The sequence below is a fragment of the Solibacillus sp. FSL W8-0474 genome (assembly GCF_038004065.1).
In the GTDB taxonomy this organism is placed as follows: domain Bacteria; phylum Bacillota; class Bacilli; order Bacillales_A; family Planococcaceae; genus Solibacillus; species Solibacillus faecavium.
Genome location: NZ_JBBOQJ010000001.1, coordinates 2,495,979 through 2,515,103 on the forward strand (window position 1 = coordinate 2,495,979; position 19,125 = coordinate 2,515,103).

Here is a 19,125-nt window from a genome sequence, read left to right on the forward strand (position 1 = left end):
AGTCTTCCTTATATATTTACGAAGTTAGTCGTTTCACAATTTCAGCAGTCCGCTTCCCTGCTTCTCGAACTAACTCATCTGTTAATCCTAACCCAAAACTGAAACGAATGGAACTACGAAGCTCAGGCGCATCTTGTCCAAACATTGCCACTAGTACATGAGAAGGATCAATTGAACCTGCTGTACATGCCGAACCACTCGATACAAGTACTCCAGCCATATCCAGGTTAATTAAAAATGACTCTACATCTGTCCCTGGGAATGTCACGTTAAACACATGAGCCAACACGTCTGTTTGATTACCATTTATATGGAAATCGATATTTGACTCCCGGAACTGTTCAATTAAAATATTTTTAAAACCATTATATTTTTCTTTGCGTTGCTGAAGCTCTTCTTCCACTATATCCGCTGCTTTTGCAAACGCAACAACAGCAGGTACATTTTCAGTTCCTGCACGACGCTTCTTCTCTTGGGAGCCACCATACAGTATACTCGAAATTTTCACACCTGTTTTTGCATATAAAAAACCGATGCCTTTTGGACCGTTTATTTTATGTGAAGAAACACTTAATAAATCGATATGGAGTGCTTCGACATCCAACTTTTCTAAGCCAAAAGCTTGGACTGCATCAGTATGGAATGTTGCTATATGGTTTTTTAAAACCTCTCCAATTTCAGCGATTGGCTGAATCGTACCAACTTCATTGTTGCCATACATAATCGTTACCAATATCGTATCTTCACGTAAAGCAGCCTTTACTTGATCTGCACTTACTCGACCTGTGCGATCGACAGGTAAATAAGTCACTGTAAAGCCTTCTTTTTCAAGCTTTTCACATGCATGTAAAACGGCGTGGTGTTCGATTTGAGTCGTAATAATATGCTTGCCTTCATCTTGGCGGGCATAGGCAGTACCGAAAATCGCCATATTATCGGCTTCTGTACCCCCACTTGTGAAAATTATTTCCGAAGGTTTTGCATTTATTTTTTGCGCCAAGCTTGTTCTTGCCTCATCCAATGCTTTACGCGCCCGTCGTCCTACTGCATGAATACTTGATGCATTTCCACTTTCCTCCGCCATTGCACGGGCCATCACATCAATAACTTCCGGTGCTACTGGTGATGTGGCTGCATGATCGAGGTAAATTGTATTTTTCAAACTAACTAACTCCTTTAAATAACACTAAATGTAAAACATATAGCCATCAGTTACTTCATTATTTGTATATTTCGCTAAATCTTCAATTGTAGTTGTGTCCAATACATTTTTTACAGCATCCCGGATACGCATCCATAATTCACGTTGGGGAGCCTCTTCATTTTCAATTCCTTCGACCGGTTGGATCGGACCTTCCAATACACGAATAACATCTGCAGCTGAAATTTTGTTTGGCTTATGTGCCAGCATATAACCGCCGTAAGCGCCACGAACACTTTTTACAAGTCCTGCATTACGGAGTGGTGATACTAACTGCTCCAAGTATGCTTCAGATAACTCTTTGTCTGCTGCAATTTGGCGCAATGGAATCGGTCCTCCTCCATATTGTTTAGCAAGTTCTATCATTATTGTTAAACCGTAACGACCTTTTGTTGAAATTTTCATTGTCACACCTCTATTTTCTAGTCCATTTATAACGTCTATTATACCATAACTCCTTTTAAACCACTCGGAAATACTTTATTATAAATGATATAAAGTTTAAGTTCTATAAAAAAGTAAAGGAGCGAACAATTGTGCAGAACGAACCGCTCGCCTATAAAATGAGACCTCGCACCATTCGGGAAATTGTCGGACAACAAAATATTATTGGTCCACATACTCCACTTTTTAAAATGATTGAAAAAGACCATATTCCTTCTATGCTGCTATATGGTCCTCCAGGAGTAGGCAAAACTTCTATAGCAAATGCCATTGCCGGTAGTACAAAGCTACCGTTTTTCGCTTTAAATGCAACTCATGCCGGGAAAAAAGATATTGAACAAGTTGTGATGGACGCACGAATGAGCGGAAAGGTTATTTTGTTTCTGGACGAAATTCACCGCTTCAACAAACTACAGCAGGATACATTGTTGCCGCATGTTGAAAAAGGTTCAATTGTCCTTATTGGTGCAACAACTGAAAACCCATTTCACGATGTTAACCCTGCTATTCGCTCAAGATGCGGGGAGATTCTACAGTTAGAACGGCTTACTATAGAAGATGTGAAACAATTACTTTACATGGCACTTGATGATAAAGAACGTGGTTTAGGGAATGAAAAAATAGAAGCAACAAATACACAAATCGAGAATATTGCGAATGCTTCCAACGGAGATGCGAGAAAAGCTTTAACATTGCTTGAATCTGTATATTATGCATCAGATGAAGTTGATGGCGTAACAAGCTTAAATGATAATGCGATAGAAGCGCTCGCTAAACGCATTGGGGTTTTTGGTGATAAAGGTGGCTCAAATTTCTATAATTTATTATCAGCCCTTCAAAAGTCAGTGCGAGGTAGTGATCCAAATGCAGCATTATACTATTTGGCCCACTTATTAGAAAGTGGAGATTTAATTGCAGTATGCCGACGACTCCTCGTCATGGCATATGAAGATATCGGCCTAGCAAATCCAAGCGTAGGTGCACATGTCCAGGCTGCCACTGAGGCAGCGGTGAAGCTCGGTTTACCTGAAGCCCGTATCCCACTAGCAACAGCTGTAGTGGAAATGTGCCTTTCAGACAAATCAAATTCAGCATATAAAGCGCTTGATAAAGCAATCGCTACAATCCATGATGGCAAAACAGGCGCCATACCAAACCATCTTAAGGATGCACATTACGCGGGTGCGGCTACCCTCGGTCATGTCGGATACAAATACCCGCACGACTCCCCGATCGGTACATTTGGTGGCTGGGTTCAACAGCAATACTTGCCGGATGAACTAGTCGGAACAGAATTTTATCATCCTGTCATTGCAGGGGAAGAAAAAAGAATGGCTGCCATTTATGAAAAATTAAAATCATTTCACAACAATACGAAAAGTTAACTTAAAAAGAGCCATTTTCAGTTTAGGTGAAAATGGCTCTTTTGTTTTATTGGTAGGTCTTTGTAAAAGTATAGAATTTCTCCATGCAGTTTTCTAAATTTTCAGCAACTTGCAAATCTACCTTTTGTTGACCATTTAATTGTTGGATACTCTTTTTAATTTCGGAAATCAATTCTTCGTTATTTTCTAAAAGTGCATTTGGAATACAGCCTGCGCTAATATGATAAAGCTCAATAACATGTGCGCGTGCGTCCACATCATCTTCTGCGATTAAATTCGAATGAGCTAAACCAGTAAAATAGAGAAGTTTTGAAGTAATGTCCATATATAATGTCCAATAAGTTGTTGATGATGGCATTTCTCCATTATTTTTTTCAATATAATTATTAAAATTGAAAGCTACCTTCTGTAATAATTCATCAAGCTGCTCATATGCCTTAGACCAGTTTGGCTTTGTATCAATATTATCAAAAACGATATTATCCATTTTTAATTGTAAACTCGGTAAGTTTAGCAATTCATTCTTCATTTCGATTGTCATTCTAATGTCCTCCTTGCATCCCCATGCATTATAATCAATACGTACCTTAACTATAACAAAAAAAAGGTATTATACGGCAAAAACGAAGAATTAACGCAAATCCTGCCATAATTTTGCCATAATTAACCCCTTTAATAGAATATTATGTCATTTGCCACCCAAAGATTCATCCTTCAAACGGGAAAAGTACTTTTCATACAATAGCATATCTTCTGCACATGATGATATAGGTTGTATTTTCATCTTTCCTTCTTCAAATACTTTAATTGTTTGATTTGAACTATAAAAAACCCATTTAAAAGGTGTAATCCACAAATTCAAGTTACTTTCATCATTTTCAAGAAAAAGTTGTTTTTCTTTTATGATTTTTGCCATCTTCCAAAACCCTTCACTTAATATGTAACTTTTCGATAAGAAATCATACTCGGGTTCTACAATATGTTGCGTATCATAAATATGAATCTGCTTCAAATCGGCGTCAATCGCAACCTCCACTGTTCCCACCACATCGTATAGATTAAGCCCGCGGTACTCCAATTGTTGAATTGGCATTGTGTTAGCCCCCTTTCACCCATCTTCTCATTATTTTATCACAATAATAATACCCTAAAAGTATTAATGAATAACGATTCAAAAAGACGTGACATTGTGAGGAAAATACTGTATAAATTAATAAAAGCATGTAATATGTTACAAAATAACGACATTTTATGGAAAGGTGATTGTATGATTCATCAATTATATGCAAAAGATTTACATGAAAAAAACACCATTTTAATGATTGTCTATGGCATGGCTGCTTTCTTAGGCAGCATTGCACAACTTTTTATTGATCGTCCCATTGGAGTCGCCTTATCGTTAATTATCCCTTTGACAATTACACTTATATGTTACTTTATTCAAAGAAAAATAGTTGCATTGCATCCATATTTTCCATATGTCGTTATTATTGCTTCAGTCTTGACTGTGTACGGTACAATCATTACCAATAAAGTAACATTAGCCACAATTATTTTAAGTGTTTTTGTACTAATTTTAAGTAGTGTCCACAATCGGATAAAAGTTCTGTGCGCGGGATATATTGCCTCTACTCTTGGTTTGATATTTAATTTCACTATGGATACTGGTGGTTTTGCCGTTGATCCTGCAAATGTTTTTGTAGTTCAAACCTTAATGTTTGTCGCTATTCTTCTACAAGTGCGACAAAACAAAAAAATGTTCAATAATATTGAAAACTATATGACTCAGGCGAACGAGCGTGCTGTTCACGAAGAACAACTGCATCAGCGTCTGGAATCTTCCGTTCAAGGTATCACTTCAAAACTTGAGCTTATAACTGACAGCACTAATCAATCAAGTGCTGCACATCAACAAATGTTGGCATCACTAAAAGAAGTGAGCATCGGGGCACATAAACAATCCGACCACGTGCAATCTATTGTTGAAAGTACAGATTTAACGCATAGAGAGCTACATTCCATCGTTTCCGAGCTCAACAAGATTGTTACTGAAGCGGAAGATGGAAGTGTGAGTGCAGTAGAGGGAGTTAATTCCATGACAAAGCTCAAACAGGAAATTGATCAGTTTACTGCATTTTTCAATGAACTCAATACAACTTTTATGTCTTTATCAGATAAAATAAATGAAACAAATCAGTTCGCTTATTCAATTCATAAAATTACTGAACAAACAAACTTATTGGCGTTAAATGCCTCAATAGAAGCTGCACGTGCAGGGGAACATGGAAAAGGGTTTGCGGTAGTTGCCCAAGAAATTCGTAAATTGGCAAGCTTGACAGATGATACGGTACTAAAGATTGATGAAAATTTAGCACAAGTCAATTCATATAATAAACTTGCGCTTGATCGATTAACGCATGGCTTAAATCATGTAGAAATACAAGTGCACATGGTTGAAAGCTCGAATAATACTTTTACAAATTTATTTAAAGCTATGAATAATTTACAATTGAATTTAACCCAGTTTTCAACGAGCGTAAAATCGATCGAAAAGAATGGGGAATCAGTACAAGTTGCGACAAACGAATTTGCTGCAATAATCGAGCAAAGTACAAGCTCCATCGATCAACTATGCAACGTCTTAGAGAAAATTACTAAAGACCAAACTGATGTAACAAAAAATATTGAAGAAACTTATCAACAAGCATTAAAAATAATTCACTAAGAACGAAAAAGGCAGTGATGAAAAGTCAAATTGACTTCATCACTGCCTTTTCCTTATATTACCCTTGAACGCGGTTAATTTCCACATCTTTCAAAATGGTATTAATCACCCAGCTTGCTGAAATTAATCCAGCAACAGAAGGTACGAATGCATTTGAAGAAGGTGGTAATTTTGCTTTACGAATTTCTGCTTCCGGCTTGCCTACATATTGCGCGACATCCGGACGCACAACAATTGGTGATTCATCTGAAAATACGACAGTTATACCCTTTTTGATCCCCTCTTTACGGAGCTTAGTACGAATTACTTTTGCAAGCGGGTCTGTATGTGTTTTCGAAATATCAGCAATTTTGAAACGTGTTGGGTCCATCTTATTAGCTGCACCCATACTCGAGATAATTGGAATATCACGTTTTAAACATTCTTTCATAATATGAATTTTGTACATGACAGTGTCCGATGCATCAATAACATAATCAATCCCCTGAGCAAAAAACTCTTCATACGTTTCTTCCGTGTAGAACATATGCATATCAATAACTTCGCATTCCGGGTTAATATCTGCGATACGTTCTTTCATAACAGCCGATTTGGACTTCCCTACTGTTGATAAATACGCAACTAATTGACGGTTTACATTTGTTATATCAACATTATCTTTGTCGACTAAAATAATTCGGCCAATCCCACTCCGTGCACACGCTTCAGCTGCAAAAGAGCCAACCCCTCCTACACCTAAAATTGCGACTGTTGTATCTTTTAATTTTTGTAAACCTTCTGTACCAATAGCTAGCTCATTTCGTGAAAATTGATGTAACATCTAATTTTACCCCTCAATCTTTATCATTCTACTAGGCATTATAACGACAACAATTCTTATATGCAAGCAACATATTAAAAGTGTAATAGTGTTGAGGTTGTTTTAATTTACATTCTTGATAAATAAGATCGAGACTTTTTCAACAAAAAAATACCCTTCCAACTTATTAGTCGAAGAGTAGATAAATTAAATACGAATCCCAAATGTGCCGTCTTGCTAAAAAACATCGTTTTGATCCCGCATGAATAGCAAGGGGGTGCACTAGTCGTAGCTTTAAACGTCCCGCTCCAATGGGGCATGTTTGCGGCTACGGTAATAAGTAGCTCCCAACGATTTAATGTTCGGTCAAAAGTGTTAAGTAACAAATTTAGCGACGAACACTTTAGGATTCGTGTTAAACAAATATTAACACCTAATTTCTGATAATTCAATTAAAATGTCATTTTTTAAGTAAAATATTAAAAATGTACTATATTAATTGAAATATTTAGAAAAACTCGACAGCTTGAAAGTCCTTTTCAAACTGCCGAGTCCTATTTTTATTTTTTTAAAGCTACTCGAAGACTTAACTCTTCAAGCTGTGCATCTGAAACTTGTGATGGTGCCTCTGTTAATAAACAGCTTGCCGTTGCCGTTTTAGGGAATGCAATTGTATCACGTAAGTTAGTACGGCCTGCAAGCAGCATTACTAAACGGTCAAGTCCCATTGCTAAGCCACCATGTGGAGGAACACCGTAATCAAACGCTTCCAGTAGGAAACCGAATTGAGCGCGCGCCTCTTCTTCAGAGAAGCCTAGTAGTTCGAACATTTTTGCTTGTAAATCTGGCTCATAAATACGTAATGAACCACCACCAAGCTCATAACCATTTAATACGATATCGTATGCTTGTGCACGAACTTCTTTAGGGTTTGTATTCATTAACTCTAAATCTTCATCGAATGGACGCGTGAATGGATGGTGTGCTGCATAATAGCGACCTTCCGCCTCATCGTATTCGAATAATGGCCAATCAACTATCCATAAGAATTCAAATTTCGACTCATCGATTAATCCTAATTCTTTTCCTAGTTTTAAACGTAGTGCGCCTAGTGCATCTGCTACTACAGAAGATTTGTCTGCAACGAATAATAATAAGTCGCCAGCTTCTGCTTCTGTTGCAGAGATAATGCCGTTTGCCGCTTCGCCTTCAAAGAATTTCGCGATAGGACCATTTAAGCCTTCTTCAGTTACTTTTAACCAAGCTAAACCTTTTGCTCCATAACGACCTGCAAATTCGCCTAATGCATCAATGTCTTTACGAGAGTAATTAGTAGCTGCGCCTTTTACATTAATCGCTTTAACTTCCCCGCCATTTGCTACAGCATTTGCAAATACACCGAATGCAGAATTTTTTACAATGTCAGAAAGCTGTTTTAATTCTAGTCCAAAACGTACGTCTGGCTTATCTGAACCGAAACGATCCATTGCCTCTTTATAGCTCATACGCGCGAATGGAGTTACAACATCAATTCCCTTAACATCTTTCATAACTTGAGTTAACAAACGTTCGTTCATTTCGATAATTTCATCCATCGATAAGAATGAAGTTTCGATGTCAACTTGTGTAAACTCTGGTTGACGGTCTGCACGTAAATCTTCATCACGGAAGCAGCGAGCAATTTGGAAGTACTTTTCAAAACCACCTACCATAAGTAGCTGTTTAAATAGCTGAGGTGATTGTGGTAACGCATAAAATTCACCATCATGCACACGAGATGGCACTAAGTAATCACGTGCACCTTCTGGAGTTGATTTTGTTAAGATTGGTGTCTCCACTTCAAGGAAGCCTTCATTTTGTAGGAAGTTACGAATCGTACGTGTTACATCTGAACGCATTTTGAATGTGTCATACATTACTGGACGACGTAAATCTAAATAGCGGTATTTTAAACGTAACTCTTCCGAAACTTCTACATTGTTATCAATGGCGAAAGGAGGGTTTTTTGCTTCATTAATAATTGTTAACTCAGAAGCTACCACTTCAATTTCACCTGTTTGCATATTTTTATTTACTTGGGAAGCATCACGTAAAACAACATTCCCTTTTACTTCGATTACATATTCATTACGGATTTTTTCCGCTATTTCCAATGCATCCTTTGCCTGATCACCGAAAACTACTTGTACGATGCCTTCACGGTCACGCATATCCACGAAAATTAATCCGCCTAAATCACGTCGTTTTTGTACCCATCCTTTTAAAACAACTTCCTGCCCTGCTTCTGCAGCTGTTACTAAGCCACATGCATGTGTTCTTTGTGCCATTGTTATTCCTCCACCTATTTGTTTTCTAAAACGTATTGTACTAGCTGACCAAATTCAACTTTTGTTTGATCACCAGTTGCCATTGTTTTTACATTTACTACTTGCTCTTCTATCTCAGTCTCACCTAGCACAATAACAAATTTTGCTTTGGCACGGTCCGCTGCTTTCATTTGTGCCTTCATTTTACGATCTAAATAATCCATATCTGCTGAAATGCCTTTAGCACGGAATGAACTTACAAGCTCAACTGCTTTTAGTTTTGCCTCTTCCCCCATCGCCACTACATACATTTCCAGATCATTTTCCGTTGGAAGTTCAATATTCTTTGCTTCAAGCGCTAATAATAAACGTTCAATTGAAAGTGCAAATCCAATACCAGGTGATTCCGGACCACCGATATCTTCAACTAAACCGTTATAGCGACCACCACCGCAAAGTGTCGTAATTGACCCAAAACCGTCACCTGTAATCATAATTTCAAACGCAGTATGGTTGTAATAATCAAGACCACGTACTAAGTTTGGATCCACTTCATACGAAATACCCAATACATCTAAATATTGTTTTACTTTTGTAAAGTACTCCGCTGATGAATCTGTTAAATAATTTGTTAAAGCCGGTGCAGTTGCCATTGCCGGGTGTTTTGCATCTACTTTACAATCTAAAATGCGTAAAGGATTTTTCTCTAGACGGCTTTGACAATCGCTGCAAAGCTCTCCAATAACCGGTGTGAAATGCGCGATTAATGCACTACGGTGTGCATCACGTGTATCTTTATCACCTAATGAATTAATAACTAATTTTAAATCTTTCAAACCAAGTGTTGTATACACATCCATCGCAAGTGCCATTACCTCTGCATCTATTGCCGGATCAGCTGAGCCGATTGCTTCAACACCAAACTGTACGAACTGGCGATAGCGCCCTGCTTGTTGACGTTCATAACGGAACATTGGACCTGTATAGTATAGCTTGACCGGTTGATCTACTTGTCCAAACATTTTGTGCTCGACATATGCACGTACCGCCGAAGCTGTTCCTTCTGGACGTAATGTTAACGAGCGATCTCCTTTGTCCGTAAACGTGTACATTTCTTTTTGTACGATATCTGTTGTATCGCCTACACCACGTTGAAATAATTCTGTCGCTTCAAACATCGGTGTACGAATTTCGTTATAACGATATTTATCACATAAATCTCGAATGACACGCTCTACATACTGCCATTTTTCTGATTGACCCGGTAAAATATCCTGTGTCCCTTTAGGTACTTTAAAATTCATTAAAAGCACTCCTTTCTTAGTTGACCAAACAGTTCGCGAGCTGAACAAAGAGAAAATAAAAAAAGCTCCCGCCCCTTGCAAAAATGCAAGGGACGAAAGCTTGTATACTCTTCCGCGGTTCCACCCTAATTGATGTATTGCTACATCCTCTCGTATTCGGATAACGGCCGATTCCGTCTTCCCCTACTAGAAAAAATTTTTCGAGGAAACGCCTCTCAACTGTTGTTCACATGTTACTTACTGTAGGAAAGATTACAGCCTAAGTCTCTCCCTCTCTTTTCAGCATTGGCAACCGCTACTTTTTTGGTCATTGGCAATGTTACTTTTGTTAAATTAACACTAATCTTAATGATGTCATGACAAGTTGTCAACCATTTTCAATAAAACGCTATATTTTTTGTCATATTTCCTTTTATAATAGAGGATATATGTGAAAGTATTGTAAAATTACAAATCCCACTAAAAGGAGGAAGCTATGAATAAAAGAAAAATATTAATAGGTCTATCACTTTTAATACTATTTACAAGCATTTTTCCGTATAATTTTTCCACTAGCCAAGTGGCGGCAAATGGCGAGCAATTATTTGTAAAAGCAGAAAAATTATATTTGCGTGAAGGTCCTGGTCTTTCCTATCCTGTGCTTGAAACATTAAAAGAAGGAACAGAGCTGCTGTCGATAAAGAAAGAAGGAGATTGGCAACATGTCAAATATGGTGAGATGGAAGGTTGGGTTGCAGCATGGCTTGTCAAATCGGCCGACAATAGATCTGCTGCCAAATCCGAAAAAACTGTTATTGCTCAAGTAAATGATTTAAATCTTCGAGCTGGTCCATCATTATCTTCTCCGGTATTAACAAAGCTTTCTTCGGGGACAGAAAGTAAGTTTTTACATCAAGAACAAGATTGGATTCAAATTCAAAATGGAGACCTGGTTGGTTGGGTATTCGAAAAATATGTGACGATTAAAGAAGAAACAATATTGGAAACACCCTCTACTCCTTCAAATAACAATGAAGAGTCGAATGTAACACCTCAGCAATTTGATCCAAATACATTCACCATCAATGTAAATGCTGTAAATATTCGAAAAAAGCCTGATCTAACCGCAAAAAAACTTGGGGTTGCAACAAACGGTCAGCAATTCAAAGTAATTAGCCGTGATCATAACTGGGTTGAAATTGAATATAAAAAAGGCGCTAAAGGTTGGATTTATAGCTTTTATGGAACATTTACAAAACAGCTGAAGTCTGAACAATCTTCAAAAAAAGAACAAACAAATAACTTTGTCACTGTAATTTATAACGGGACAAATCTACGTGAATCTGCATCAACATCTTCAAATGTTGTGACTCGTGCAGATGCCGGTAATACATATCCGATTATAGACAACGAAGGCGATTGGTATAAAATCGCATTAAATGATGAAAGAACAGCCTACGTTGCAAACTGGGTTGTAACTGAGAACAACAACGCAACAGGTCAAACTTCTCAAAACCATGAAAATCAATCGGAAGATCGGAAAAAAGGGACTCTAAAAGGCGTAACAATAGTACTGGATGCTGGGCACGGCGGAAATGATCGCGGAACTACAGGTGTTCGCGGAACAGATGAAAAAGATATTAACATTATGACAACAGAATTGCTCAGGTCTAAGCTTCAGGCTGCTGGTGCAAATGTTGTAATGACACGTGAGTCGGATGTGTTTGTCGACTTGCGAAAACGTGTCGCTGTGTCACACCAGACAAATGCCGATGCATTTATTAGCATTCACTATGATGCAATTGAAGATAGTTCAGTTAATGGTTTTACAACTTATTATACGAATAGCTATCAGCAGGAGCTTGCCGAATATGTACATGCAGGACTCGCATCCAAAGTTGATCTAAAAGACCGTGGAGCACGATTTGGTGATTACTTAGTGCTGCGTGAAAACCGTCAAAATGCTATTTTATTGGAGCTGGGCTATTTAAGTAATCCATCCGAAGAACGTGCAATCACGACAGATTACTACCGGGAGCAAGCAACACTGGGAATTTATCAAGGTTTACTCAACTACTTTGATGCCCAGCTTGAAATGTAACAAAGTGAAAATAGGGGCCGGGACTGCAGTAGAAATTTCATTAGATAAGGAAAAGACCCTTATTAAAAACGGATACTTTAAAAATTGATTGGAATGGAGGGCGACTCCAGCGGGAACAGCACGACGCCTGAGACTACAGGCTCAGGCCGTGCCCGCGGAAAGCGTCCCGAAATGGAAATCAATTTTTTATGCCAGCAAAAAAACGCCATTTCTCTCAAGGAGAATGGCATTTTTAAGTTATGTCCCATTCGCTATTTTTTAATTATTCCTGAATTGTTTGATACAAATAAAACAATTCATCTTCATTTAAAATTCGTGGTACAGGATACAAAGGGTTCGCCTCCTGTATAGCACGCTCGACCATTACAGGAACATCCCTGTTGATAATCCCCTTTATTTTTGAAGGTATATTCATTTTCCGATTTAATGCTTCTATCTCTTCAATAAATAGCTGGGCTTTTCTTTCATCATTATCGTTAATGGTCCCGATCCCTACAATATTGGCAAGTTCGGCTAAGGGCTTTGTTGCACTTTCTCCGTAAAATCGAAGGACGTGCGGTAAAATTACAGCATTTGCAAAGCCGTGGGGAATTTGATAAAAACCACCTAACGTATGTGCAATTGCATGAACATAGCCAACATAGGCACGAGTAAATGCTAACCCTGCTAAATAGGAGGCGCGTTGCATTTCCGCGCGCGCTTTCATATCTGAACCATCTTCATATGCCCGTACCAAATATTTAAAAATAAGAATAACAGCTTCACGGGCATATTTTCTCGTTTCCGCTGTATTACTTTTCCCTATATAGGCTTCTACAGCATGTGTTAAGGCATCCATCCCTGTTGTAGAAGTAATATGTGGCGGTAAATTAACCGTTAAAACGGGATCCAGAACGGCATAATGCGGTATAAGTACAGGATCCATAATAGCAAACTTTTCATGTGTATCACTATTTGAAACAACCGCTGCAATCGTTCCTTCACTTCCGGTACCGGCCGTTGTAGGAACAGCAAAAAATGGTGGCATTTCTTTTCTTACTTTAAATAAGCCTTTCAAATCAGGAATAGACTTTGTAGGTTGTGCGATACGAGCCGCGACCGCTTTTGCACAATCCATCGGCGACCCCCCTCCAAAGGCAATAATTCCCTCACAATCATGTAGATAATAAAGTGCCAATGCTTCCTCAATATTAGTGAATGTCGGATTAGGCACAGTTTTACTGTAGATGACGAATTCAATATTTTGCTCATTCATTTCTTCTAATAATGAATCCATCAATTGGAGCTTATTAATCCCTTCATCTGTAATAATCAGGACAGTCTTCAAATTTAACTTCTGGATAAGTACCGGTAATTTTAATATACTGTTTTCGCCTTGCAGTAAATCAGGCTTTCTCCAGTTCATCAGCTTCATACCCATACGCATCGAACTTTGAAATGTTCTACAATAAGCTGTATACATCGTAACACTCCATTTCTCTCTATTTATGTATCCCTCCATTTAATATTCCGCATTTCTGCTGGAAATTCCTTGATTTTCACAAAAATTCCCAAATAAAAAAACGAACCCTTTTCGGATTCGTCATTTCAATACTTATTCATTTGCAAAAAATACTTTATCTGCAAATGGTATAGGCTGTACTTCAAAATCAGCTTCACTTATTGCTATAACAGAAGTATCTACAGACAGTTCGAGTAAACGCTCCGTGAAATCAGATTCAATGAAAGGTTGGAAATCATTAAATTGATTGTCTGTTATAATCATTAAATCACGTTGATTATTGATACTGTCTTCTGAGAATAGTTCAAGTACCTTTTCTAAAGCAGGAACGATTTGTGCAGTTCCATTTAAGAGTTTGTATAAAAAGCGTTCAAATAACGAAACATCCAGAGCTCCATTTTTAAACAAAAGAGGTTCAGCAGTTGTATGACTGAACGGAAGAATGATTAAATCTCTCTTTTGCAAAGCACAAAGATTAAACAGGGGCATAATGGTACCTTTACTAAACGCTTCATATTCACTCATTGAATCAGATTGCTGGATCATCACAATCATAGGTGAATAAATTTTTTCAAGTTCCTCAAACGGTACAAACAATACATTTCCACGGGACACTGTTCGATTTTTTAACAGTAGTTTTTGCTGTTCTTGTGGGAATAAAAAGTCTTTATCCTGTATTTTGGGCATTGTTGCCTCTACTTCTTCAATCATTTCTTCAAGCGCGATGGATATTTCAATTACTTCTTTAAATAATGGTTCGTTTTTAAATTTAGCGAAAAGTATTTGTTGCTGCTTTTCTTCCAAAGCTTGAAAAGATGCATTACGATATAAAAAATGAAGAATTTCATCGGTTAAAATAGGCCTATGTTCTTTTGTCATGCGAAACTCCTCCATCTGTTTTCAAATCAATATCGATAGTATAGCGAAAAACAAAATGAAAAAGTAGTAATTCAAACTGACAAAGTCCAACAAATTTTTGGTTGTGTGAACAGCCCATGTCCATAAAAAAACGACATCCATAATTGAGGATGCCGCGCCATACATAAAGTATGTAATTATAATTTTTGAGTTAAACCGTGTAATGTATCTTTTAACTCGCGATCATGATTTGAAAGCTCAACTAAGTTAGCTAATCGTTCATGCAAAATTGGACGCTCAATTACTAATTGCTCATCTAACACTTGAACTAATAATTCAAGAAGCATACGGTTTTGAATTAATAATGCTTCTTCCACACGATCAGGATTAATTGTATATTCTTTCACTTTTTTTGCCATTTAAAAACAGCCTCCCTTTTGTTTATACAACGTTATTTTAGCATATGCTTGTTTAATTTTGTGTATTTATTTCAAAATCATAGAGCCATTCAGACATTTTTAGTAATTTTACAGCAAACAATACATAGGCAAATTATTCCTAATGATATTTATACATATGCTATAATTACTTTTACCTATAAAATAGGTATTTCTATTAATCGGCTTTGGCTTGATGAAAGGAAGATTGATTTGCTACCAAATATTCCTCAAATGGATTACGAAATTCGTTTAGTGAAACAGTTATTATCCATCCGTTTTTTACGACCATTTAACGGAAAACTGGCAACTTCCCGGGCCATTTCAGATGATACATATGGTTTCGTAACTGAAGATAGCCTATGCCGGGAATGGTTATTATCCATTTATAAAAGTTATTCATTTTACGAAGGCTTTGAGACAATGGAAGATTGTCTCTCATACATCTACTCAACAAACTATGACAACGAATTATATCGTGTCATTAAATTTTATGATCAATATTATGCCGTTGTTTATGAAAATTCGCAGCATCAACAAGTGATTGGGAAAGATATTTCCTATTATGCGAAAAATAATTTATTTTTATGTTCAAAACGTCCCCCATCAAACTTAATGGTAAGAGATCGCAGTAAATCAACACCTATTTCACTCATATATTATGAATTGAATGCCTTCGATCCCACGATAGCAATTTACAAATTAATAAACAATCATCATACAGGTTATATTGAAGTTCCAATTGATGAAGATATAGAGTATGCTGTTTTGCTGGGGATAACCTTTAAAGATGTTTGGTATCGATGTGATACACCGCACGCCATTGCTCATAATCGTGCAATTTTAAATCTTTATTTTATGAAGGGTCATAATTTGACTTTGTTCGGAAAATATTCGAAAGCAATTGCGATTAATCCCTTTCAGCGTCTCATCTATTTGCAAAAGGGACGAATTGAGCCTTTCCAGATGGATGTAGAGGATTTTCGAAATCAACAGCGGCTCCTACCTTACCGTGAAGTTCGCAGATTTCAAGAATTTATAAGAACAAGACCTGTTGATTTAATTTAGAGTTCCGGTATTAAAAAAGATGAGTTGATTGAATGACCAATCAACTCATCTTTAAAATTTAACCTTCTATTTTCTTTACTTTTTCAATTATCTTTTCATAAATAGGTATCATATGCTGCTCAGAACATTTTTGAGCAACTTCATCGATGGCAATCCATCCTACAGCACTGTTTTCATCGGGTTTTGATTGGAGAGTTGCTTCATCAGACACTTCAAATACATAGGTTGCATTAAAATGTAAATGCGCTGCCACATATTTTCCATTTTTCATATGTCCAATTACCGGCAATATATCCAGGGAAATCATTTCTTCTTGAAGAGGATTTACTTCCGTAAGGCCCGCTTCTTCCATGAGTTCCTTTTTTGCTACATGAAATAAATTCGGATCCCCATCTGCATGACCGCCAGTCCATCCCCATGAATTATAAATATTATGATAAACCATTAAAACATGTGTACGGGCAGGATTAAATACAAAGGCGGAAGCAGTAAAATGCAACACTTCATTATTTCGTGTGAGTACATCCGATAACGTAACCATCGCACGCAACATAATATCCTTATCGGTTTCTTCCTGTTCATTAAAAGGTACATATAATTGTATTTGGTCATGTAAATTCAAAATGGTTTCCCCCTATTAATTTCCCTTTTCTATATTGTAAGGGATGAAAATATAAAAACATAGTGAAAAGGAGCGCCTAAAATAAAATTTCAGACACTCCAACCTATATTTTTAAATTAAGAAATCAGTGATTTAACAACTTTTGAAATTGTTGCGCCATCTGCTTTACCGTCCAATAAAGGCTTCGCAATTTTCATTGCATCCCCCATATTCATACCTGATACAATACCGGCTGCCTGAAGTTCTGCAACAATTTCATCTTCTGATAATTGTTTTGGTAAGAAGCTTTTTAAAATCACTAATTTTGCTTCTTCTTTTTCGATTAGGTCTGCACGGTCCGCTTGCTTTGCTCCGTCTAGTGACTGATTCGTCTGTTTAATCTCACGGTTAATAATTGCCGTTTCCTCTAGCGGTGTTAATTCAGAACCTTTTTCTTTTTCGGCTGAATCCAATGCAGATTTTACGAGTGTTAAAACACCTTTAGCCAATGTGTCCTTATTTTTCATCGCTTGTTTTAATTGATCAAATACAATTGTTTTTAACATGTTGTCAAACTCCTTTAAATTTATAAGCAAAATTCCGCTTATTCGTATTGCCTTTATTGTAACATGTATCCAAGTAATACATGAATTATTTAGCTAGGTATGGCTGAAGAAACTCTTCTATTTTTTCGGTTCTCCCTTGAGTAACTTTTGCGATTTTTGCTTCACCATAAGGTACGATTAATAAATTCTTGTAATCATTTTTGAAAATAGTATATGTTTTCCCACCTGCTTCGACAATATATAGCGGTTTTGAAAAGTTATTAACAACCTCTTGAAATTCCCATGAAACATCGCCTAAAAGTTCATTCCACTGTGCTACATTTATTTGTGCTAACTGGATTTTTGGAATTATTTTCGACTCCTCCACCGGTAAAATCACCTCCAAACCTTCATTCTGAGCATTCGCTGAATTTTCACTATGAGACCGGTATTCTTGACCAATTGATACTTTTACAAAATCTCCTATGTCAACAGGAATTCCATCTGAATTTACAATCCAGGATTTAAATTTCCCCTCTTCTAAACGGTACTTCTCCTCTTCTGATAAACCTTGAAGTTCTTCAAACGTACTATTTTGAATAAAGAACAGCATATTGCCTTCAATCGCTGCAATTACACCTGACTTCGGCACTCCCATTGTGTTTCCGTGATTTACATTGTACTTTTTTTGAAGTGCATAATATTGCTCCTCACAATGTTCCAGCAAATAATGTTCAGCTAACTGATTCGTATAGCTAGTAGCAAAATCAGGAAGCATCGGGGGATTTTCCTTTAGCCAAATTTTATTTAACTTCTCTACCAAAACATAATTTTCGATTAACTTAGGTCGCACATATTTTTCATATTGTTCAAATGTTAAATTTACTTTAGATAAAACTTGCTGAAGCTGCTGTTTATTCATTATCTGATCAGATAGAATTTTTCTCTCCGATATTTCCTGTTCTGAAACCTCTACCTGATAACCTTTTGCCAATTGCTCTACACCAATTATTCTAATATATTTAGTAAATGCTGCTTCTTTATGAAACTGTGTTATTTCATCCTCGGAAGTAGTCATCATTTCTATGGCAACAAAATAATCGTATAAATAATCATTGTAAAACATATTGTCCGCTTGTCTTTGTTCAACTTCATTTGGAACTAGCAAAAGGGCTACTGTGAAGAAAAGTACAATGAGAAAAGCCGGGATAATGATGATTTTACTGTATTTCTTTTTGCTTTTTTTATATAGCACTGCATTTTTCACAGCCTTTTCACTTTCGGATAAATCTCCTGCAACTTTAATTAACGCTTTTTTAAAATCATTCATGACGTAGTACCTCCCATTCCCCTTCAAGTACAGGTCGTAACTGTTCCCGCCCACGCTTTAATCTAGTTTTTACTGTGTTTTCGTTAATTTGTAATAAATCTGCAACTTGTATAACCGACATTTCTTCATAATAATACAAAATAAGCGGTTCCCGATATTTTAGTGGTAGCTTTAAAATGGCGGCACCAATGTTAGAGCGCTCTTCTTGTTGTACGATATGATCATGGTCAGAAGTTTTCATCCACCATTTCGTTTCAAATTGTATTTTTCTATACGCCCAGCTTTTTAAATAATCTTTGCTGCGATTCACCGTCATTTTTGTTAAATAAGCACGGAGTTGGCCTTGCTCTGAATAGTCGGATTGCAAAAATTTAATGAAAACATCCTGCACGATATCCTCTGCTGCATGACGGTTTTTAGTATAAAAATAGGCGATTCGCAATAAATGCGTACTGTAATCATCTACAATTCGCTCGATATTCTCATTCATTTTACGCCCGCCCCCTTTCTAACATTGTAAACGATTGCCAAATAGTTGACG

At 37.0% G+C, this 19,125-nt stretch carries 18 protein-coding genes, 1 other RNA gene and 1 other annotated feature; of the genes, 4 read left to right on the plus strand and 15 right to left on the minus strand.

What is annotated here, in order from left to right; all coding sequences use genetic code 11:
- Positions 1 to 16 precede the first annotated feature (16 nt).
- Both NYE67_RS12585 and cymR read right to left on the minus strand, forming a co-directional pair.
- Positions 17 to 1,162: a cysteine desulfurase family protein gene (locus tag NYE67_RS12585; RefSeq protein WP_340730229.1), complete on the minus strand. Its 1,146-nt coding sequence runs from the start codon at positions 1,160 to 1,162 to the stop codon at positions 17 to 19.
- Between the two features lie 24 nt (positions 1,163 to 1,186).
- Entirely contained in the window at positions 1,187 to 1,606 is a 420-nt protein-coding gene (gene cymR, locus NYE67_RS12590) for a cysteine metabolism transcriptional regulator CymR (RefSeq protein WP_340730230.1), read from the minus strand.
- Positions 1,607 to 1,737: 131 nt separating this feature from the next.
- Here cymR and NYE67_RS12595 point away from each other — a divergent pair, with 131 nt between their 5' ends.
- Positions 1,738 to 3,030: a replication-associated recombination protein A gene (locus tag NYE67_RS12595; protein WP_340730231.1), complete on the plus strand. Its 1,293-nt coding sequence runs from the start codon at positions 1,738 to 1,740 to the stop codon at positions 3,028 to 3,030.
- A 46-nt stretch (positions 3,031 to 3,076) separates the two neighbouring features.
- Here the strand turns inward: NYE67_RS12595 and NYE67_RS12600 are convergent, their stop codons facing one another.
- Positions 3,077 to 3,571 carry a GTPase gene (locus NYE67_RS12600; RefSeq protein ID WP_340728450.1) on the minus strand — a complete coding sequence of 165 codons (495 nt, stop codon included), beginning with the start codon at positions 3,569 to 3,571 and terminating at the stop codon, positions 3,077 to 3,079.
- A 147-nt stretch (positions 3,572 to 3,718) separates the two neighbouring features.
- Positions 3,719 to 4,123, minus strand: coding sequence for an aminopeptidase (locus NYE67_RS12605; protein WP_340728452.1), 405 nt, complete (start codon positions 4,121 to 4,123; stop codon positions 3,719 to 3,721).
- A gap of 174 nt (positions 4,124 to 4,297) precedes the next feature.
- Between NYE67_RS12605 and NYE67_RS12610 the strand changes: the two genes are divergently transcribed.
- Positions 4,298 to 5,755 (plus strand): methyl-accepting chemotaxis protein, encoded by a 1,458-nt coding sequence (locus tag NYE67_RS12610; RefSeq protein ID WP_340728453.1) that lies wholly within the window; start codon positions 4,298 to 4,300, stop codon positions 5,753 to 5,755.
- Positions 5,756 to 5,813: 58 nt separating this feature from the next.
- Here NYE67_RS12610 and NYE67_RS12615 read toward each other — a convergent pair whose 3' ends face one another.
- From NYE67_RS12615 to hisS, 4 genes are all read right to left on the minus strand, one after another.
- Positions 5,814 to 6,575, minus strand: coding sequence for a tRNA threonylcarbamoyladenosine dehydratase (locus NYE67_RS12615; protein WP_340728454.1), 762 nt, complete (start codon positions 6,573 to 6,575; stop codon positions 5,814 to 5,816).
- A 192-nt stretch (positions 6,576 to 6,767) separates the two neighbouring features.
- Positions 6,768 to 6,967, minus strand: a non-coding RNA gene (ssrS, locus tag NYE67_RS12620) — 6S RNA.
- A 147-nt stretch (positions 6,968 to 7,114) separates the two neighbouring features.
- Positions 7,115 to 8,881: an aspartate--tRNA ligase gene (aspS, locus tag NYE67_RS12625; protein ID WP_340728455.1), complete on the minus strand. Its 1,767-nt coding sequence runs from the start codon at positions 8,879 to 8,881 to the stop codon at positions 7,115 to 7,117.
- Positions 8,882 to 8,895: 14 nt separating this feature from the next.
- On the minus strand, positions 8,896 to 10,164 hold the full coding sequence (hisS, locus tag NYE67_RS12630; protein ID WP_340728456.1) for a histidine--tRNA ligase: 1,269 nt from the start codon (positions 10,162 to 10,164) through the stop codon (positions 8,896 to 8,898).
- An 85-nt stretch (positions 10,165 to 10,249) separates the two neighbouring features.
- Positions 10,250 to 10,484: a binding site (T-box leader), on the minus strand.
- A 155-nt stretch (positions 10,485 to 10,639) separates the two neighbouring features.
- Between hisS and NYE67_RS12635 the strand changes: the two genes are divergently transcribed.
- Positions 10,640 to 12,244, plus strand: coding sequence for an N-acetylmuramoyl-L-alanine amidase (locus NYE67_RS12635; protein ID WP_340730232.1), 1,605 nt, complete (start codon positions 10,640 to 10,642; stop codon positions 12,242 to 12,244).
- A 262-nt stretch (positions 12,245 to 12,506) separates the two neighbouring features.
- Here NYE67_RS12635 and NYE67_RS12640 read toward each other — a convergent pair whose 3' ends face one another.
- The 3 genes from NYE67_RS12640 to NYE67_RS12650 all read right to left on the minus strand — a co-directional run bounded on the left by NYE67_RS12640 (position 12,507) and on the right by NYE67_RS12650 (position 15,022).
- Positions 12,507 to 13,706 carry an iron-containing alcohol dehydrogenase gene (locus tag NYE67_RS12640; protein ID WP_340728458.1) on the minus strand — a complete coding sequence of 400 codons (1,200 nt, stop codon included), beginning with the start codon at positions 13,704 to 13,706 and terminating at the stop codon, positions 12,507 to 12,509.
- Positions 13,707 to 13,838: 132 nt separating this feature from the next.
- Complete coding sequence (locus NYE67_RS12645) at positions 13,839 to 14,624, minus strand: vWA domain-containing protein (RefSeq protein WP_340730233.1); 786 nt, start codon at positions 14,622 to 14,624, stop codon at positions 13,839 to 13,841.
- A gap of 176 nt (positions 14,625 to 14,800) precedes the next feature.
- A complete protein-coding gene (locus NYE67_RS12650; protein ID WP_191700240.1) occupies positions 14,801 to 15,022 on the minus strand; it encodes a phosphate-starvation-inducible protein PsiE in 222 nt (73 codons plus the stop codon).
- 60 nt (positions 15,023 to 15,082) lie between these two features.
- Between NYE67_RS12650 and NYE67_RS12655 the strand changes: the two genes are divergently transcribed.
- Complete coding sequence (locus tag NYE67_RS12655) at positions 15,083 to 16,108, plus strand: hypothetical protein (protein ID WP_340730234.1); 1,026 nt, start codon at positions 15,083 to 15,085, stop codon at positions 16,106 to 16,108.
- Between the two features lie 58 nt (positions 16,109 to 16,166).
- Here NYE67_RS12655 and NYE67_RS12660 read toward each other — a convergent pair whose 3' ends face one another.
- From NYE67_RS12660 to NYE67_RS12675, 4 genes are all read right to left on the minus strand, one after another.
- A complete protein-coding gene (locus NYE67_RS12660) occupies positions 16,167 to 16,730 on the minus strand; it encodes an NUDIX hydrolase (protein WP_340728461.1) in 564 nt (187 codons plus the stop codon).
- A gap of 116 nt (positions 16,731 to 16,846) precedes the next feature.
- A complete protein-coding gene (locus tag NYE67_RS12665) occupies positions 16,847 to 17,275 on the minus strand; it encodes a GatB/YqeY domain-containing protein (RefSeq protein ID WP_340728462.1) in 429 nt (142 codons plus the stop codon).
- Between the two features lie 85 nt (positions 17,276 to 17,360).
- On the minus strand, positions 17,361 to 18,584 hold the full coding sequence (locus tag NYE67_RS12670) for a hypothetical protein (RefSeq protein WP_340730235.1): 1,224 nt from the start codon (positions 18,582 to 18,584) through the stop codon (positions 17,361 to 17,363).
- Positions 18,577 to 19,074 carry a sigma-70 family RNA polymerase sigma factor gene (locus NYE67_RS12675; RefSeq protein ID WP_340730236.1) on the minus strand — a complete coding sequence of 166 codons (498 nt, stop codon included), beginning with the start codon at positions 19,072 to 19,074 and terminating at the stop codon, positions 18,577 to 18,579. Before NYE67_RS12675 ends, NYE67_RS12670 begins: the two co-directional genes overlap by 8 nt.
- Positions 19,075 to 19,125 lie beyond the last annotated feature (51 nt).

Excerpts from the sequence above, each read along its gene's own strand:
- cymR (WP_340730230.1), bottom strand. The coding sequence starts at position 1,606 with ATGAAAATTTCAACAAAAGGTCGTTACGGTTTAACAATAATGATAGAA.
- NYE67_RS12600 (WP_340728450.1), bottom strand. The coding sequence starts at position 3,571 with ATGACAATCGAAATGAAGAATGAATTGCTAAACTTACCGAGTTTACAA.
- NYE67_RS12605 (WP_340728452.1), bottom strand. The coding sequence starts at position 4,123 with ATGCCAATTCAACAATTGGAGTACCGCGGGCTTAATCTATACGATGTG.
- NYE67_RS12610 (WP_340728453.1), top strand. The coding sequence starts at position 4,298 with ATGATTCATCAATTATATGCAAAAGATTTACATGAAAAAAACACCATT.
- NYE67_RS12615 (WP_340728454.1), bottom strand. The coding sequence starts at position 6,575 with ATGTTACATCAATTTTCACGAAATGAGCTAGCTATTGGTACAGAAGGT.
- aspS (WP_340728455.1), bottom strand. The coding sequence starts at position 8,881 with ATGGCACAAAGAACACATGCATGTGGCTTAGTAACAGCTGCAGAAGCA.
- hisS (WP_340728456.1), bottom strand. The coding sequence starts at position 10,164 with ATGAATTTTAAAGTACCTAAAGGGACACAGGATATTTTACCGGGTCAA.
- NYE67_RS12635 (WP_340730232.1), top strand. The coding sequence starts at position 10,640 with ATGAATAAAAGAAAAATATTAATAGGTCTATCACTTTTAATACTATTT.
- NYE67_RS12640 (WP_340728458.1), bottom strand. The coding sequence starts at position 13,706 with ATGTATACAGCTTATTGTAGAACATTTCAAAGTTCGATGCGTATGGGT.
- NYE67_RS12645 (WP_340730233.1), bottom strand. The coding sequence starts at position 14,624 with ATGACAAAAGAACATAGGCCTATTTTAACCGATGAAATTCTTCATTTT.
- NYE67_RS12650 (WP_191700240.1), bottom strand. The coding sequence starts at position 15,022 with ATGGCAAAAAAAGTGAAAGAATATACAATTAATCCTGATCGTGTGGAA.
- NYE67_RS12665 (WP_340728462.1), bottom strand. The coding sequence starts at position 17,275 with ATGTTAAAAACAATTGTATTTGATCAATTAAAACAAGCGATGAAAAAT.
- NYE67_RS12670 (WP_340730235.1), bottom strand. The coding sequence starts at position 18,584 with ATGAATGATTTTAAAAAAGCGTTAATTAAAGTTGCAGGAGATTTATCC.
- NYE67_RS12675 (WP_340730236.1), bottom strand. The coding sequence starts at position 19,074 with ATGAATGAGAATATCGAGCGAATTGTAGATGATTACAGTACGCATTTA.